The sequence below is a fragment of the Porphyromonas sp. oral taxon 278 str. W7784 genome, assembly GCF_000467855.2.
In the GTDB taxonomy this organism is placed as follows: domain Bacteria; phylum Bacteroidota; class Bacteroidia; order Bacteroidales; family Porphyromonadaceae; genus Porphyromonas.
Genome location: NZ_KI259258.1, coordinates 240,685 through 256,251, shown reverse-complemented (window position 1 = coordinate 256,251; position 15,567 = coordinate 240,685). Strand labels below are relative to the sequence as shown.

The window sequence follows — 15,567 nt, the reverse complement described above, 5'->3', positions numbered from 1 at the left end:
GTAGGTCGCATCGACGACCTACCGTAGGTCGTCCGACGAGGGTACAGAGAAGCCCCTCATGAGTCGCTTGATGGACGGCTCATGAGGGGCTCGACTTACCCGTAGAGGGTGTAGGGATGATTTCGCCCTAGAAGCGTAGCCCTACCCCGAGGTAGAAGGAGGCATTCTTCAGGCTCTCTGCATCGGCCTTCTTCTTATAGATATTGGTAAGACCGATATCGGAGCCGAGGCGTACGTAGAAGCTACTCAGCGAGAGAGCGACCGAAGCATTCACGCCCGTTTCGAAGCGACGGAAGCCTTCGTTCTCGAGGTTCTTCAGCACATCGTTGAAGGAGGATTTGCTGGAGATCCCGTAGGAGAAGGAGGGACCAGCTTCGACGGAGATAGCGACTACATTGCCTAGCCCAGCACGCAGACCGAGGTTGACGGGCACGCTGAGGTAGTTGAGCGTAGCTACGCGGTCACCGACCTTGCTCCCATTCTGCTGGAAAGCAAGACCTGGGGCGAAGTAGAGCGGGCCGAGCAGGCTGAACTCCACAGCACCTGCGACACGGAAGCCCGAGCGCATCTTGTAGTCCTTGACTGAGAGGCCCTTCGAATTGTTGACGATGTGTGTCGAGAAGTTGCCCGCAACTTCGACACGTGGATGGATGCCCTGTGCCTGTACTTGAGTCACTGCGCCTACACTGAGGAGGGCGATCAGGGCATAGACGAACTTCTTCATGATCATGTGTTGCTTTGAGTTGTTGATTCTGTGAGAAGAGTTTGCGTTAGAGCAGGTAACTTGCATACTAATGACATAACGCTACGGGGTGACGCTCTTGTATCATCCCTGTAGCTCGGGAGGGTGAGGCTCCAGTCCCTAACGACGGGAGCGGCTACGCTTAGTGCGGTCCTTATCTTTATACTTATCGAAGGCGCCTTCTCCTGATCGAGCGCCTCCCTTGCGGTGTGGTTTACGTTCGGAATCGAAGCCACCTGCCGAGCGCTTCGGACGACGCTCCTTGCGCCCCGAGCCTTCGGAGCCCAAAGCATCAGCGTAGTCTACGGCGATACGACGGCCATCGACTTCGTAGCTACTCATCGAGCGAATGACCTCCTGAGCGTCAGCCTCTTCGACCTCGAAGAAGGAGAAGCGAGGTAGGAGATCAATCTTGCCGATCTTCACACGTCCGGGGACGCACTTGTTGATGAGTTCGATGAGCTTGTTGGGGAACATTCGGTCGAGCTTCCCAAAGTTGATGAAGAGACGCTTCATCCCTTCTTCGGCTACAGCATTACGCTTGTCTCGCTTCTTACCCTCCTTGGGTTCGCTTGGCAGACGTCCCTTGTCGTCGGCTTCCTCGATCACCTCCTCACTCTCGTAGTAGTCCAGCAGGCGACGGTGCTCGAGGAGCATGAGACGGCGCACGAGCTCCTCACGGTCGATCCAGTCGAGCTTGCGCACCAGGTCGGGCAGGACCGTATCGAGTGTCGTGTCGTCCGTCAGCTCTACACGCTCGATACGATCGGCCAGGTGGAAGAGCTGCTTCTGGCAGATCTCGCTCCCGGAGGGTAGCTGCTTACGCTCGATCGTGGCGTGGGAGATGCGCTCGATATCACGGAGGCGTCCACGCTCACGGCTATGACAGATAGCGATGGAGATACCCAGCTTACCAGCACGGGCAGTACGTCCACTACGGTGGGTGTAGCTCTCTATATCGTCGGGAAGACCATAGTGGATGACGTGCGTCAGGTCATTGACATCCAGACCACGAGCAGCCACGTCGGTAGCGACGAGGAGCTGTAGATTGCGGATGCGGAACTTCTGCATCACATAGTCACGCTGTGCCTGCGATAGCTCGCCATGCAGAGCATCGGCATTGTAGCCATCACGGATGAGCTGGTCGGCGATCTCCTGCGTCTCCTTGCGAGTACGGCAGAAGATGATCCCATAGATATCAGGGTAGTAGTCGGCGATACGCTTCAGGGCAAGATACTTGTGCCGAGCGGAGACGACGTAGTAGTAGTGACGGATGTTCTTGTTGCCTTCGTTCTTCGTCCCGACGATGATCTCCTTAGGTTCGTGCATGTAGGAGGCAGCGATGGAGCTGATCTCTCGGGGCATGGTAGCGGAGAAGAGTAGGAGATGGCGCTCACGAGGCACCTGTGAGAGGATCGTCTGCAGACTCTCGGAGAATCCCATGGTGAGCATCTCATCGGCTTCGTCGAGGACCACCGTCTCGATGGCGTCGAGACTAGCAGCACCTCGCTCCATGAGGTCTATGAGGCGACCGGGGGTAGCCACGATGACCTCCACCCCACGACGCAGGGTGCGGATCTGTGCTTCTATAGAGGAGCCCCCGTAGACGGGGAGGATACGTACCGTAGGCTGGTACTTGCTGTAGGCGGTGAGATCGTCGGCGATCTGTAGGCACAGCTCACGAGTGGGACAGAGCACGAGGGCACGGGGCACACCCGTCGCTCCACCCGAGGAGCTGAGGCTTCGCTCTACGTTCTGCAGGAGGGGGAGGCCAAAGGCAGCGGTCTTCCCCGTCCCTGTCTGTGCTAGGGCGATGAGGTCAATAGGTTCGCCTAGGAGGTAGGGGATCACAGCCTCCTGCACAGGCATGGGCTGCTGATAGCCGAGCTCTGCTACGGCACGGCAGATAGGGGCACTGACCCCTAGTTCTTCGAATGTCATCTAATGTACTTTGCTCTCCTCACCCCAGCCCTTGGTGAGGGTGGGTGGTGAGGGGTGTATACTCCGCTGAAGTCCATCAGACCGACCTCCTGGGGGCATACCATGAATAATGAAAAGGATGAGTCCCCCGCTCTACGCCTCTCCCGAGACGCACCGAGGGTACTCTGATGAGAGACTAAGCAGGACCAGCTACTTCGTCTCGGGAGTGACGAGCTCACGGCTCTTATCTCCGAGGTAGCCTCCGTGGTGACGGAGGGAATAGTCCTGATAGGTGAAGCCGATGCGCTGCATCACACTCACCACGAGGAGGTCACCCAGCACCGTCATCACGGTCGTACTGGTCGTCGGGGTAAGCCCTAGCGGGCAGACTTCGGGAGGATTGCCCGTGGAGAGGGTGACCTCTACAAGCTCTGAGAGCGGGCTCCCTGTATTCCCTGTGATGAGGATGAAGGGGAGCGTAGGATACATGCGGCGCGCGAGAGCGACGAGCTCGAGCACCTCACGTGTCTTGCCCGAATTGCTGATCAGGAGCATCAGGTCATCGGCACAGACCATCCCCAGGTCACCGTGCTGGGCTTCGCTGGGGTGCAGGAAGTAAGCGGGCGTACCCGTGGAGCTGAAGGTCGTAGCGATGTTGTGGGCGATCTGTCCAGCCTTGCCCATCCCCGAGGTGATGAGACGCCCCCCCTTCTGATGGACACGATCCAGAATCAAGGAGATAGCTGCTTCGTAGTCGTTGGTGGCGGGGATAGAGCGGAGTGCATCGACCTCGGCGGCGAGGATCTCCGGGATGGTATATTGCTTAGACATGTCGCTTGAGGGCAAAACGTTTTCTCGTAGACAAAGATACACTATTCCGACGAGAGCATCTCTGGCGGACTTCTTAGCCGAGGGATAAGGCGCTCGCCCGTCGGTGATCGGCCTTCCCCACCGAGGGGCAAAAAGCGGAAATCTATCAGGGAAGAAAAGCCACGATGAAGGGCGACTTCTCAAGGGGTGTTTCCACGGGAGAACGAGGCGTTTCTCCAGCCCTCCTTTCCCCTCACCACAAGAGGGGTCAAGAACGGGTAGGTCGTCGATACGACCCACGGTAGGTCGCAAGTGAAACCTACTGTAGGTTTTTTCGACGACCTACCGTAGGGTCCTTTTTGGGGGCTTCTAAGCCCCTTATCCAGCGGGGCAGATCGTCCCTCGATTTTGGTAGGGTCTTCCCTAGCTCGGAGCTACGAATGCCGAGGATGCACTAACTTTGGGCACAGAAAGAAATAGTACCCTCATACAGACAGCATAAGCAAGCGATGAACCAACTCGATCTATTCCTCGGAGGAGGTATCCTCCTCTTTGCCCTCGGCGGGCTCTTTGGTGGTGCCGTACGACGTGTCATCCAGATAGCCGCCCTGATCATCGCCTTCCGTGAGGCGTGGCGCTTAGCCCCGTGGATCGAGAGCCTCTTCGGCGGAGGCGACGGGCAGAGCATCGGGGGCTGGGGCTTCATCATCCCCCTGATCTCCTTCGCCCTTATCTATATGGCTATCCGTATGGTGGGGAGCTGGTTCAGTTCGCTCACCAAGGGGACATTCCTCTTCGTCCTCGACAGGATCATCGGGCTCGCTCTAGGCCTACTCGTCGGGGTCTACCTCCTGGGCTACGGCTGTCTGCTCATCGAAGGGATCTTCCCCACAGTGCCCTACGACGCAGCGAGCGGCACGCCTCCCTCGGCACGTCAGAGCTCCTACCTCTATCCTCGGCTTATCAGTTCGGTCGACGACATCCGCCGTGTGAAGACCGTCCTCTTCGGTGGGGACGAAGCTCAGGACTCCGTACCGGTGACTCCCGAACCCGTGCTCCCCGCCACACCTGCGCCCGAACCCGTAAAGCCTCGGACGACAGGGCCCAAGGCCTCCAGCCCAGCGACCCGTCCCGCTAAGCAGAAGGCACCGGCCTCTCGCTCGCACAAGCCTTCGACACCCGCATCTCACACCTCCAAGTCTACCCGCAAGTGATCGACCCATTAGCCCTCATCCACCGATACTACCAGCCAGGGAGCGACATCGAGCGCGTCCTGCGTCTCCACTCCGAGGACGTCACAGGGCTTGCCCTAGAGCTCCTCGACGCTCACCCCGAGATAAAGCTCGACCGCACCTTCGTCGCTGAGGCTGCCATGCTCCACGACATCGGGATCTTCCAGACCAATGCTCCCGACATCTACTGCACAGGCGAGGCGCCCTACATCCTACACGGCTTCCTCGGGGCAGAACTCCTACGTAGCCTAGGCCTACCACGCCATGCGCACGTAGCCGAGCGACATACCGGTAGCGGTCTTACCCCTGAGGAGATCCAGAATCGAGGCATCCCCCTTCCCCCTGGGATCTATACGCCCGTGAGCGCCGAAGAGGAGCTGATCTGCTATGCCGACAAGTTCTTCTCTAAGACCAAGCTCGGCCAGAAGAAAAGCCTCGACAAGGTGCGTAGTGGCTTCGCCAAGCACGGCGAGGCTGCCCTTCGTCGCTTCGATAAGCTCCACGAGAAGTATGGGCTTTAGTCTCAAGGCTATTCCCTAGATTTTCCTATTTTTGCACTGCATAAACTGAGCAAACATTTCTAAATAAATATCTATGGCTACTACAGCAGACTTCCGTAATGGTATGTGCCTCGACATCGATGGGCAGTACTACTTCATCGTCGAATTCCTCCACGTCAAGCCTGGTAAGGGTCCAGCTTTCGTTCGCTCCAAACTCAAGAACGTGGCTACAGGTCGTGTCATCGACAAGACGTGGAATAGCGGCGTGAAGGTCGAAGAAGTTCGCATCGAGCGTCGCCCCTACCAGTATCTCTACAAGGATGAGATGGGGCTCAACTTCATGCACCCTGAGACCTTCGAGCAGATCTCCATCCCCGAAGCTGTCATCGACGGAGTTCAGTTCCTCAAGGAAGGGGACACTGTCGAGGCTATGGTCCACGCAGCCTCTGAGACGGTGCTGACCTGCGAGCTCCCTGCTCACGTAGACCTTCGTGTCACCTATACCGAACCAGGCCTCAAGGGCGACACCGCTACCAACACCCTCAAGCCTGCTACCGTCGAGACCGGTGCAGAAGTTCGCGTACCCCTCTTCATCAGCGAAGGCGAACTAATCACCATCGACACCCGCAACGGTGCCTACATCGGCCGAGTGAAGGAAGCATAAGCTCGCCCTCCACAAGCTAAAGAAAAGCCCCCGCCCCGATATCTCCGGTGAGATGTCGGGGCGGGGGCTTTTGTATCTAGGGGGTAGGTAAGAGGGCGTAGCTTTAGGGCAAAGCATGATCTACCTTAGTGATCGGTAGGAGTTCTCTTGGTGGAAAGGGGCACCTTACTACAGAGGGAGGTACCGCTTATCTTAGGCGCAGAGGCTCCTTCGCTATAGTGCCAGGTGATTCTTACCCGAGGAGCGAGGTGAGGTGCTCGGCATAAGCCTCCCAGTCGGTGATGGTATGGCGTGCTACTCCACTCTCTATCGCAGCCCGAGCTACAGCCGTAGAGACTTCGACGATGAGGCGACGGTCGACGGGCTTAGGGATGAAGTACTCTGGACCAAAGGCAAGCTCCTTAGCTCCATATGCCTGACATACGTAGTCGGGGACGGGTTGCTTGGCCAGCGCTGCTATGGCACGAGTAGCGGCAAGCTCCATCTCTCCATTGATCGCTGTGGCATGAGTGTCGAGTGCTCCACGGAAGATATAGGGGAAGGCAAGGACATTGTTGATCTGATTGGGGTAATCCGTTCGCCCTGTACTCATAAGCACTTCGGGACAAGCAGCCTTTGCTTCCTCGTACGATATCTCTGGAGTGGGATTAGCTAGTGCGAAGATGATCGGCCGATCAGCCATCGTCTTCACCATCTCCCCTGTGACCATACCGCCCTTCGATAGTCCGACGAAGACATCTGCACCGACGAGCGCTTCCTGAAGTGTCGTGAGTCCTTCGTCCTTAGTAGCGAACTCCCGCTTCATCTCGTTGAGATCGGTGCGGGAAGCACGGATGACTCCCTTCGAGTCCGTCATCACTATGTGCTCGCGCTTAGCGCCCAGTGCGCAGTAGAGGCGAGCACAAGCGATCGCCGCTGCACCTGCACCCGAGATCACGATACGTACATCCCCTATAGACTTACCTGCTAGCTCCAGGGCGTTCACCAGGCCAGCACCCGAGATGATGGCCGTACCGTGCTGGTCGTCGTGCATGACAGGGATGGGAAGTTCGGCCTTGAGTCGGCGCTCGATCTCAAAGCATTCGGGTGCCTTGATGTCCTCCAGATTGATCGCTCCAAAGGTAGGTGAGATAGCCTTGACCGCAGAGATGAAGGCCTCTGGATCCGTAGCGTCGACCTCAATATCAAAAGCATCGATCCCCGAATAGATCTTGAAGAGGAGTGCCTTACCCTCCATGACGGGCTTACTTGCCTCAGCACCGATGTTGCCCAGACCGAGGACGGCAGTACCATTAGAGATCACCCCCACGAGGTTCCCCTTACTCGTATAGCGATACGCATCGGCAGGGCGCTCGGCGATAGCTAGGCACGGCTCGGCGACACCAGGCGAATAGGCCAGCGATAAGTCGTAAGCTGTGGCATAAGGCTTCGTAGGAATGATAGCGATCTTGCCGGGGCGACCTTCTTCGTGGTAGCGTAATGCGGCTTCTCGGGTGATCTTGGTGGGCATATGTTTCGGGTAAATAAGAATAATTGTACTTGCGAGACTACAACAAGCGAGGCGCACGAATGTTCCCCGCTTCATATAGCGACAAGCGAATCAATGGGAAGACAAATGGATCGGTACGGGAAGTAAGGCTCTTCCCCACCCCTTCTCCCTACTCTGATGCAGGGTGATCGATGAGGAACTTACGTGTGATCTCCAGCAGAGTATCAGCCAGTAGCTGTCGCCCTGCCTTGGTACTAAAGTCGATACCACAGAAGGTCGAGCGCTTACCTCGCAGCAGGATGTAGTACAGTCCTCCCGTAAGGACGGCAAAGAGCGCCTCTGGCATGATCCGCTTCTCATCGATAAGCTTAGTGAAGCCTGGTAAGAACTCCGTCAACGTATCCTCACGTCTACGGGCACTCTTGCGGGTGAGCGCACTATCTTCGTACATCTCCCACACCATGATCGACTGCATATCCTTGTTCTTATATATCGCATCGATGAAGCGAGTAATGAGATCTGTGAAGAAGGCTTCTGAGGTAGCGTACTGCTCGGCATCGAGTCCGATATGGTCGTTGAGGAAGAAATCGAACTGCGAAGTATAGGCACGCACGAGCCCTTCGTCCGTCTTGTAGCGTCGCTCCAGCACGATGACGTCAGTCTTAGATACCTTAGACACCTCCTTGATTGTGACCGAGGAGACGCCCTTCTCCTCGATAATATGAGCGATAGCATCCATCACATCACGCTCGATCTGACGTGCTGTTCGTCTTCCTGAATATCTTCTTTTGTACATACTAGATTAGAGTTGGCTCTGCATCTTCTTTTTGCAAGATAAGGAAATCCCGAAAGATAAGGACTTATCTCCCGAGATTTCCTGTAGGATTAGATGCTGGAGTGAATGAGATGACGGCCATCAGCGCCCCGAGTATTGGGTAGGCTCGAGCCTCATGACGGCTCATCTACAAGGAGCTAGACTGAAGTCTCTCCGCCCCTTACCCGTCCCGCCCTCCTCCATCCAAGGAGACCAAGGGCGGAGGGACAGCTAAGAGAAGACTAGAGGAATCGTACCTTGCCCGAAGACATCTCGTAGACGGCGCCACAGATCTTGATCTTCCCCTCAGCTTCTAGCTTCTTGAGGATCGGACTATCTCTGCGAATCTCGTCCATCGTCTGCAGGACATTCTCCTGCACTACGGCATCGCCAAAGGCCTTATTCGAATAGGTACGCTCGCCGTCATACTTTGTCGCATCCACCGAAGGCTTGATCTCCTTCATCAGCGACGTGATATTGCCCAGCTCTACGCCCTTGATCGCCGCCTTGACAGCGCCACAGTCTTCGTGACCCAGCACCAGGATCACCTTCGATCCCGATACATCGCAGGCGTATTCTAAGCTAGCGAGCATGTAAGCACCAGCCACATTGCCCGCCACTCGGCCGACAAAGAGGTCGCCGACGCCCTTGTCGAAGATATATTCTACGGGCACACGGCTGTCGATACACGATAGGACGATCGCTTCTGGGAATTGTCCCTCGAGGCTTGCCACGGACTGAGACTTGAGATCACGGGCCATCGGCTTGCCCGCTACGTAGCGCTCGTTGCCCGCTTTCAGGCTTTCGAGCACCGCATCGGGCGTCAGTCGGGCTTGCTCTTCTCCGGTAAGCACCTGGGAGATCGGTGTAGTCGAGTCGGTAGTCACCGTATCGGTGGACTTCTGTTCGCTCTGACCAGCGCATGAGGCTAGCATGAGCAGGGCTGCGGAGAGCACAAAGATCTTCTTCATAAGTTTCTCTTTAGTTAGTGATGAATAATTGAATCTTGTACCCGTTAAGGGTTTTTATCTCCGCTTTTTCTGATACTCTGTCGATAGCCGAATTTAAAAACTCCTCGCTCAAAAATAACAATTTTATTCATATATCCTAGCAGCATTGCTCTGATCTAAGGGAAACGCCTCAGCCGTATCCTGATAATTCCTCCGCCATTACAGGAGAAACCAGTCTCTGATACCCGTAGATGCGCTGTAGCCCCAGGGAAGGATCACGACGCTCCGTGACTCATCCCCGAGGCTACGACTAATAAAAACCCGCACAGCTAGACCAGCCTCCAGGCTGATCTATCGAGAACGAGTGAGCCAAGTGCCCACTAGCTCCTCTTCGTCGGCATACGAACAGACCGACTATTTCCCTTCTCGCACGTAGGCACGAGCCGACTTGTACCTCCGAGCTTCCATATGCTTCTGCTCCGACCACAGGAAGAGCGTGTCGCTTTTGATCTCATAGTAGTAATCATAGACTCGATTGGTGATCTTCAACCAATCGCCCTGGACGAAGAACATAAGGCGATCGCTACCCTCGGTATAGTAGAATTGGCGTCCACCTCCAGCGAAGGTGAAGCCCCGACACGAGCCATCCGCGAGAAACTCTACGAACCGATCCTTCGGATGAGTCGTCTCGCCCTCCTTCTCTACGGCATACCAGCCACCGACGAGACGAGGATCCCGCTCCTTCTTCGACAGATCGGGGATCTTCTCTTCGCAAGAGACGAGTGCGAAGACGAGCGACAGCACGAGGAAGATCACGACAGATCTGACGAAGTCTCGCTTCATCGCACACACGATTCTAAGAGTTCGTATCCCTGTCATAAGTATAAGCCTCTCTATGTCTTCGTGCAAGCATGTCCTCCTTGTCCGACCAAAGGTAAAGACGATGCTGATTGATCTCGTAATAGTATCGCTCAGCCCAGCCCGTATACTCAAAGGTCAAGGGAGAGGTGACGATGAAAAGCTGATTCGCTTCCTCGGTATAATACCGGTCTCTACTCTTGGGATAAGTCAGACCAATGCAATAGCCGCTGTCCTTGAACTTGATCGTCTCCGACACTGGGAAGGAAACATCTCCACCCTTTTCAATAAGTCGCCAAGTTCCCACCAAGCGAGGATCTCGCTCCTTCTTATCCAGGTCAAAGGTCTCCTGCCTGCAAGACGCAAGCCCGACACTAAAGAAGAGCACAAGCAGAAATGCTACAGATACGAATAAGTCACTTTTCATAACGCCTGAAGTCTAAGATTTGGGAGCCTTGATATACGCCGTCGCAGCCTGATACTTCCGGGCAAGCATATCAGCCTTACTTGACCAAAGGTAGAACTTATCTTTCTCAACCAAGTAATAGTATTCGTGAGCCCAGCCAGAATACTTAAATCCCGGAGCAGGGTTGACGATAAAGAGGTGATTGTCCTCCTCGGTATAGAAGAAATCCCAACTCCCTGAATAGGCGAAACTAATACAATAACCAGGTAGTTTGAACTCTAAAGTTCGCACTTCCGAAGGGAGGGTATCCTCATCTTCTTCGACACGAGTCCACTGCCCAAGAAGGCGAGGATCACGCTCCTTCTTCGACAGATCGGGTATCTCCTCCCTGCAGGAGGCCAGCCCAATGCTAAAGAACAGGCCGAGAAGAAGAAGTACTGAGATGAAGAAGTTCCTTCTCATAACGCTAATCTTTTAGGGTTGCGGAGTCTTCGTATAAGTCCGTCCAATCTTATACCTACGGGCAAGCATATCACTCTCCCCCGCCCAAGTATGAAGTTTATCACCTTCAAACACGTAGAATCTATTGTATATCCGGTTGTTTAACTTGGGCCAATCGCCATAGACAAAGATAAAGAGACGGTAATCCTCCTCGGTATAAAAGAGGCGTTTACCTCCTGGATAGTTAAAGCCAGTACAAGAACCATCAGCCTTAAACTCCAGAACATTAAAGCCCGGATCAAGATTTATCCCCTCCTGCTTGATAAGATACCAAGTGCCTATCAGGCGAGGATCCCGCTCTTTCTTGCTAAAGTCGGGCGCCTCCTGCTTACAGGAGGCTAACCCGACATAGAAGAACAGGCCAAGAAAGAGTAATACTGGGGTGAAGAAGTTCCTTTTCATTGCACCTGCAGGCTAAGGTTTAGAAGTCCTAGTATAAGCTAGAGCATGCTTATATTGACGTGCAAGCATCTCGTCCTTGGATAACCAAAGATAGAGAGTATCTCGCTCAATCAGGTAATACTCCTCGTAAGTTCGATTGGATAGCTTTAGTCCTTCACCATAGACAAAGAGATAGAGCTGATGATTTTCTTTGGTGTAGAACAGTCGTTTACCGCCAGGATAGCTGAAGCCAACACACGAACCATCGGCCTTAAACTCGATATGCTTGGTTTTAGGAGAAAATGAAGCATCCTTATTTTCTAAACTCCACGCTCCTATTAGGCGAGGATCACGCTCCTTCTTTGACAAATCGGGAGCTCCCTCTCCACAAGAGACAAGCCCGATACTAAAGAATAAGCCGAGAAGGAGCAATACTGAGGTGAAGAAATTCCTTTTCATTGCACGTTTGGTTTAGTTAATATTCTCTACGGCAAATATAGGAACAAGGTTCATTATATCAAAATAATTCGGATATTTTATTTTATTTAACTATAAATCAACCACATATAAACATAGTAAATCAATAAAACAACAATCAAAACTAGCCATAATCGGCTCTCGTAATCATCACACTCCCCTACCTCACGGCAGTGGATGGGCGGGAAGCTTCATAGAGAAGCCTACTGAAATATCAGGTAATCGGAGCGCCCACTACAGGTAAAGACAAGCGCCCGCTACAGGTAAAGCCGTGGACCTCTTCAGGCTAGGCGCCGGAGGTATACAAAAAGCGGAGCCCCACCCGAGAGGTAATTGACCTCGTCGGATAGAGCTCCTGCTATGCGTTGGAATAGTACGCTCTAGAGCGACTACTTTACCTTAGCTACAATCGCCTTGAAAGCTTCGGGGTGATTGACAGCGAGGTCAGCGAGGACCTTGCGGTTGATCTCGATGCCCTGAGCGTGAAGAGCGCCCATGAGACGTGAGTAGGAGAGACCTTCGAGACGTGCAGCGGCGTTGATACGCTGTATCCAAAGTGCACGGAAGTTACGCTTCTTGTTCTTGCGATCACGGAAAGCGTAGGTGAGTCCCTTCTCCCAAGTATTCTTGGCGACTGTCCAAACATTCTTGCGAGCACCGTAGTACCCACGCGTGAGCTTAAGGATGCGCTTGCGCTTAGCGCGAGAAGCTACATGATTGACTGATCTTGGCATGATGTTTCTTCTTTGTGATTGGTAGCGACCATACCGTAGGGGCGAGCCCCGTGGGCTGGTACTTGGCTTGGCTTACCTCTCTGTTACTGAATAATCGTTGTGCAAACTTGCCGTTTAGCGAAGGCGGAGGAGTTCCTTTACTTCGCGTACGTCCACCTTGTCCACAGTAGTGAAGTAGGTGAGGTTACGCTTTTGCTTCTTCGTCTTCTTCGTGAGGATGTGACTCTTGAAGGCATGTTTGCGCTTGATCTTCCCAGAGCCAGTGAGCGCGAAACGCTTCTTAGCGCTGGAGTTTGTCTTCAGCTTAGGCATTTTCTTTTTGTTTATATGAGTTATTTACTGACCCAACTCCACTGACGCAGCCTATGCGCGAGGTGCTGGGATGGGGTTGCTTGTTATTCGGCAGCGGTATCTTCGCTCTGCTCTTCACGCTGAGCCTTGTCCTTCTTAGCCGATGGAGCGGGGGTAGCCACCTTCTTAGGGGCGAGCATGATAGTCATGCGCTTCCCCTCAAGTACGGGCATACTCTCGACGCGTCCATAGTCTTCGAGGTCGTTAGCAAAGCGAAGTAGGAGCACTTCACCCTGATCTTTGAAGAGGATAGAGCGACCACGGAAGAAGACATAAGCCTTGACCTTCGAGCCTTCACTAAGGAAACCCTTAGCGTGCTTCAGCTTGAAGTTGTAGTCATGATCGTCAGTCTGGGGACCGAATCTGATCTCCTTGACGACGACTTTCACGCTCTTAGCCTTCTGTTCCTTCTGCTTTTTCTTCAGCTGGAAGATGAACTTCTGATAGTCTACGATGCGACATACTGGAGGGTTGACATTGGGAGAGATCTCTACGAGGTCAAGCTCTTGGTCATTTGCGATACGAAGAGCCTGCTGTATCGTGTACACCCCTTGCTCTACATTGTCCCCGACGAGTCGGACTTCCTTGACTCGGATAGCCTCGTTCGTGCGGTACTGGAACTTTTGTTTGTTGTCTACTGCCATTCAGTATTATTGATTGTATCCTATCACTGAAGTCCTCTACTGCTGTTCAGCATGCCAGGCATTGAGCTGACGCTGGACTTCTGCCGTGATTTGCTCGGCAAAGGTAGCGATTTTTACCGAACCCTTATCACCTTCACCTTGCACACGCACAGAGACTTCGCCGTTCTCGGCTTCCTTTTCACCTACGATGAGCATGTAGGGAATGCGCTTGAGCTCATTGTCACGTATCTTTCGACCGATCTTCTCATTGCGATCGTCTACCTGAGTACGGATATCCTGGGCGTTGAGCTTAGCTGCTACCTGGTGCGCATAGTCGTTGAACTTCTCACTGATCGGCAGTATGACGACCTGGTCTGGTGTGAGCCAGAGAGGGAAGTGACCTGCGGTGTGCTCGATGAGTACGGCCACAAAGCGCTCCATGGAACCGAAGGGAGCTCGGTGGATCATCACAGGGCGATGCTTCTTATTATCTGCTCCCGTATATTCGAGGTCGAAGCGCTCGGGGAGATTGTAGTCTACCTGGATCGTACCAAGCTGCCAGCGACGGCCGAGGGCATCCTTGACCATGAAGTCAAGCTTTGGTCCGTAGAAGGCCGCTTCACCATATTCGATCTTAGCTGGCAGTCCCTTCTCGGCGCAAGCTTCGATGATGGCTTGCTCGGCACGTTCCCAATTCTCCTCGCTACCGATATACTTGTCTCGGTTTACCTGGTCACGCAGGGAGATCTGAGCCTCAAAGCTCTCGAAGTTGAGCGCCTTGAAGATGATGAAGATGATATCCATCACCTTGCAGAACTCTTCCTTGATCTGGTCGGGACGGCAGAATAGGTGCGCATCATCCTGCGTGAAGCCTCGGACGCGCGTCAGACCGTGGAGCTCACCACTCTGCTCGTAGCGGTAGACTGTACCAAATTCGGCCAGTCGCTGTGGGAGATCTCGGTACGAATGAGGGCCAATGGCCTTGAAGATCTCACAGTGGTGGGGGCAGTTCATCGGCTTGAGCATGAACTCTTCTCCCTCTTGTGGCGTAGTGATGGGACGGAAGGAGTCTGCCCCATACTTCGCCCAGTGACCCGACGTGACATATAGTTGCTTCGAGCCGATATGGGGAGAGATGACCTGCTGATAGCCAAATTCCTTCTGAATCTGCTTGAGGAAGTCCTCGAGTCTCAGGCGAAGCTGGGTGCCACGTGGTAGCCAAAGAGGGAGGCCTGAGCCTACATTCTGGGAGAAAGCAAAGAGACCAAGCTCCTTGCCTATCTTGCGATGGTCACGCTTCTTTGCTTCTTCGAGGAGGGTGAGATACTCATCGAGCATCTTCTTCTTCGGGAAGGTGATCCCGTAGAGACGGGTCAGCTGCTTGCGCTTCTCATCGCCACGCCAGTAGGCACCGGCCACACTCAGCAGCTTGATGGCCTTGATGTAGCCCGTGTTTGGCACGTGAGGACCACGGCACAGGTCCGTAAATTCGCCCTGCGTGTACGTGGTGATCGAGCCGTCGGGTAGGTCAGCGATGAGCTCGAGTTTATATTCGTCATTCTTCTGCTTGAAGAACTCCGTCACATCGGCCTTCGTGATATCCTTGCGGATGATGGGTTCCTTGCGGGCTGCGAACTCAGCCATCTTGGCCTCGATAGCGCTCAAGTCGGCGTCACGTAGCTGTACGCCTTCACCCAGATCAATGTCATAGTAGAAGCCATTCTCGATGGCGGGGCCGATCCCGAACTTCACGCCGGGGTAAAGTGCCTGAAGCGCTTCGGCCATCAGGTGCGCACTCGAGTGCCAGTAGGCGTATTTCCCTTCGGGATCTTCCCACTTGTAGAGCTTCAGCTCGGTGTCTTCCTTGAGGGGACGCATGAGATCCCAGATCTGACCATTGACCCCGGCAGCTAGGACATCCTGCTGTAGGCGGGGACTTATATCACCAGCTATATCCCAAGAGGTCGTACCTACGGGATATTCACGCTGACTACCATCAGGGAATGTGACTTTTATCATTGAGCTCATTACGATGAAATGTTTACTTATTCGTTCCTACAAAGATACGACAATTCTGTAGGAACGCTATGTAAGAGCGACTAATCTCGCCTGCCT

At 54.0% G+C, this 15,567-nt stretch carries 17 protein-coding genes and 1 pseudogene; 4 read left to right on the top strand and 14 right to left on the bottom strand.

Features of this window, described 5'->3' with window-relative positions:
* Positions 1 to 127: 127 nt before the first annotated feature.
* From HMPREF1556_RS07605 to HMPREF1556_RS07595, 3 genes are all read right to left on the bottom strand, one after another.
* A complete protein-coding gene (locus HMPREF1556_RS07605) occupies positions 128 to 730 on the bottom strand; it encodes a porin family protein (protein WP_021667844.1) in 603 nt (200 codons plus the stop codon).
* A gap of 132 nt (positions 731 to 862) precedes the next feature.
* The gene (locus tag HMPREF1556_RS07600) at positions 863 to 2,683 is read right to left on the bottom strand and encodes a DEAD/DEAH box helicase (protein ID WP_021667843.1); all 1,821 of its coding nucleotides are present in this window, start codon (positions 2,681 to 2,683) and stop codon (positions 863 to 865) included.
* Positions 2,684 to 2,872: 189 nt separating this feature from the next.
* Positions 2,873 to 3,493, bottom strand: a complete 621-nt coding sequence (locus tag HMPREF1556_RS07595; RefSeq protein WP_021667842.1) for an SIS domain-containing protein — start codon at positions 3,491 to 3,493, stop codon at positions 2,873 to 2,875.
* Between the two features lie 488 nt (positions 3,494 to 3,981).
* On the opposite strand from HMPREF1556_RS07595, the gene HMPREF1556_RS07590 reads away from it, so the two are divergent.
* The 3 genes from HMPREF1556_RS07590 to efp all read left to right on the top strand — a co-directional run bounded on the left by HMPREF1556_RS07590 (position 3,982) and on the right by efp (position 5,868).
* Positions 3,982 to 4,686 carry a CvpA family protein gene (locus HMPREF1556_RS07590; RefSeq protein ID WP_021667841.1) on the top strand — a complete coding sequence of 235 codons (705 nt, stop codon included), beginning with the start codon at positions 3,982 to 3,984 and terminating at the stop codon, positions 4,684 to 4,686.
* On the top strand, positions 4,683 to 5,225 hold the full coding sequence (locus HMPREF1556_RS07585; RefSeq protein ID WP_021667840.1) for an HD domain-containing protein: 543 nt from the start codon (positions 4,683 to 4,685) through the stop codon (positions 5,223 to 5,225). The genes HMPREF1556_RS07590 and HMPREF1556_RS07585 overlap by 4 nt, the downstream gene beginning before the upstream one ends.
* Before the next feature lie 73 nt (positions 5,226 to 5,298).
* The gene (efp, locus tag HMPREF1556_RS07580; RefSeq protein ID WP_021667839.1) at positions 5,299 to 5,868 is read left to right on the top strand and encodes an elongation factor P; all 570 of its coding nucleotides are present in this window, start codon (positions 5,299 to 5,301) and stop codon (positions 5,866 to 5,868) included.
* Between the two features lie 235 nt (positions 5,869 to 6,103).
* On the opposite strand, the pseudogene HMPREF1556_RS07575 reads toward efp, so the two are convergent.
* From HMPREF1556_RS07575 to HMPREF1556_RS07560, 4 genes and pseudogenes are all read right to left on the bottom strand, one after another.
* Positions 6,104 to 7,378, bottom strand: a pseudogene (locus HMPREF1556_RS07575) (malic enzyme-like NAD(P)-binding protein); the annotation flags it as partial.
* Between the two features lie 148 nt (positions 7,379 to 7,526).
* Positions 7,527 to 8,153: a TetR/AcrR family transcriptional regulator gene (locus HMPREF1556_RS07570; protein ID WP_044125391.1), complete on the bottom strand. Its 627-nt coding sequence runs from the start codon at positions 8,151 to 8,153 to the stop codon at positions 7,527 to 7,529.
* Between the two features lie 260 nt (positions 8,154 to 8,413).
* A complete protein-coding gene (locus HMPREF1556_RS07565; RefSeq protein ID WP_021667835.1) occupies positions 8,414 to 9,142 on the bottom strand; it encodes a carbonic anhydrase family protein in 729 nt (242 codons plus the stop codon).
* Between the two features lie 393 nt (positions 9,143 to 9,535).
* Positions 9,536 to 9,964 (bottom strand): hypothetical protein, encoded by a 429-nt coding sequence (locus HMPREF1556_RS07560; protein WP_021667834.1) that lies wholly within the window; start codon positions 9,962 to 9,964, stop codon positions 9,536 to 9,538.
* 100 nt (positions 9,965 to 10,064) lie between these two features.
* Between HMPREF1556_RS07560 and HMPREF1556_RS08690 the strand changes: the two genes are divergently transcribed.
* A complete protein-coding gene (locus HMPREF1556_RS08690) occupies positions 10,065 to 10,394 on the top strand; it encodes a hypothetical protein (RefSeq protein WP_157047525.1) in 330 nt (109 codons plus the stop codon).
* A gap of 24 nt (positions 10,395 to 10,418) precedes the next feature.
* Here HMPREF1556_RS08690 and HMPREF1556_RS07550 read toward each other — a convergent pair whose 3' ends face one another.
* From HMPREF1556_RS07550 to thrS, 7 genes are all read right to left on the bottom strand, one after another.
* Positions 10,419 to 10,847: a hypothetical protein gene (locus HMPREF1556_RS07550; RefSeq protein ID WP_021667832.1), complete on the bottom strand. Its 429-nt coding sequence runs from the start codon at positions 10,845 to 10,847 to the stop codon at positions 10,419 to 10,421.
* Positions 10,848 to 10,859: 12 nt separating this feature from the next.
* Positions 10,860 to 11,288, bottom strand: a complete 429-nt coding sequence (locus tag HMPREF1556_RS07545) for a hypothetical protein (RefSeq protein ID WP_021667831.1) — start codon at positions 11,286 to 11,288, stop codon at positions 10,860 to 10,862.
* A 12-nt stretch (positions 11,289 to 11,300) separates the two neighbouring features.
* Positions 11,301 to 11,726, bottom strand: coding sequence for a hypothetical protein (locus HMPREF1556_RS07540; RefSeq protein ID WP_021667830.1), 426 nt, complete (start codon positions 11,724 to 11,726; stop codon positions 11,301 to 11,303).
* Between the two features lie 407 nt (positions 11,727 to 12,133).
* Positions 12,134 to 12,478 carry a 50S ribosomal protein L20 gene (gene rplT / locus HMPREF1556_RS07535; RefSeq protein WP_009432755.1) on the bottom strand — a complete coding sequence of 115 codons (345 nt, stop codon included), beginning with the start codon at positions 12,476 to 12,478 and terminating at the stop codon, positions 12,134 to 12,136.
* A 114-nt stretch (positions 12,479 to 12,592) separates the two neighbouring features.
* Positions 12,593 to 12,790 carry a 50S ribosomal protein L35 gene (gene rpmI / locus HMPREF1556_RS07530; RefSeq protein WP_009432744.1) on the bottom strand — a complete coding sequence of 66 codons (198 nt, stop codon included), beginning with the start codon at positions 12,788 to 12,790 and terminating at the stop codon, positions 12,593 to 12,595.
* Positions 12,791 to 12,873: 83 nt separating this feature from the next.
* A complete protein-coding gene (gene infC / locus HMPREF1556_RS07525; protein WP_021667829.1) occupies positions 12,874 to 13,473 on the bottom strand; it encodes a translation initiation factor IF-3 in 600 nt (199 codons plus the stop codon).
* 36 nt (positions 13,474 to 13,509) lie between these two features.
* On the bottom strand, positions 13,510 to 15,471 hold the full coding sequence (gene thrS / locus HMPREF1556_RS07520; RefSeq protein ID WP_044125390.1) for a threonine--tRNA ligase: 1,962 nt from the start codon (positions 15,469 to 15,471) through the stop codon (positions 13,510 to 13,512).
* Positions 15,472 to 15,567: the final 96 nt, after the last annotated feature.

Excerpts from the sequence above, each read along its gene's own strand:
- infC (WP_021667829.1), bottom strand. The coding sequence starts at position 13,473 with ATGGCAGTAGACAACAAACAAAAGTTCCAGTACCGCACGAACGAGGCT.
- HMPREF1556_RS07590 (WP_021667841.1), top strand. The coding sequence starts at position 3,982 with ATGAACCAACTCGATCTATTCCTCGGAGGAGGTATCCTCCTCTTTGCC.
- HMPREF1556_RS07595 (WP_021667842.1), bottom strand. The coding sequence starts at position 3,493 with ATGTCTAAGCAATATACCATCCCGGAGATCCTCGCCGCCGAGGTCGAT.
- rplT (WP_009432755.1), bottom strand. The coding sequence starts at position 12,478 with ATGCCAAGATCAGTCAATCATGTAGCTTCTCGCGCTAAGCGCAAGCGC.
- HMPREF1556_RS08690 (WP_157047525.1), top strand. The coding sequence starts at position 10,065 with ATGCTGATTGATCTCGTAATAGTATCGCTCAGCCCAGCCCGTATACTC.
- HMPREF1556_RS07540 (WP_021667830.1), bottom strand. The coding sequence starts at position 11,726 with ATGAAAAGGAATTTCTTCACCTCAGTATTGCTCCTTCTCGGCTTATTC.
- HMPREF1556_RS07600 (WP_021667843.1), bottom strand. The coding sequence starts at position 2,683 with ATGACATTCGAAGAACTAGGGGTCAGTGCCCCTATCTGCCGTGCCGTA.
- thrS (WP_044125390.1), bottom strand. The coding sequence starts at position 15,471 with ATGATAAAAGTCACATTCCCTGATGGTAGTCAGCGTGAATATCCCGTA.
- HMPREF1556_RS07550 (WP_021667832.1), bottom strand. The coding sequence starts at position 10,847 with ATGAGAAGGAACTTCTTCATCTCAGTACTTCTTCTTCTCGGCCTGTTC.
- HMPREF1556_RS07560 (WP_021667834.1), bottom strand. The coding sequence starts at position 9,964 with ATGAAGCGAGACTTCGTCAGATCTGTCGTGATCTTCCTCGTGCTGTCG.
- HMPREF1556_RS07605 (WP_021667844.1), bottom strand. The coding sequence starts at position 730 with ATGATCATGAAGAAGTTCGTCTATGCCCTGATCGCCCTCCTCAGTGTA.
- rpmI (WP_009432744.1), bottom strand. The coding sequence starts at position 12,790 with ATGCCTAAGCTGAAGACAAACTCCAGCGCTAAGAAGCGTTTCGCGCTC.
- HMPREF1556_RS07545 (WP_021667831.1), bottom strand. The coding sequence starts at position 11,288 with ATGAAAAGGAACTTCTTCACCCCAGTATTACTCTTTCTTGGCCTGTTC.
- efp (WP_021667839.1), top strand. The coding sequence starts at position 5,299 with ATGGCTACTACAGCAGACTTCCGTAATGGTATGTGCCTCGACATCGAT.
- HMPREF1556_RS07565 (WP_021667835.1), bottom strand. The coding sequence starts at position 9,142 with ATGAAGAAGATCTTTGTGCTCTCCGCAGCCCTGCTCATGCTAGCCTCA.
- HMPREF1556_RS07570 (WP_044125391.1), bottom strand. The coding sequence starts at position 8,153 with ATGTACAAAAGAAGATATTCAGGAAGACGAACAGCACGTCAGATCGAG.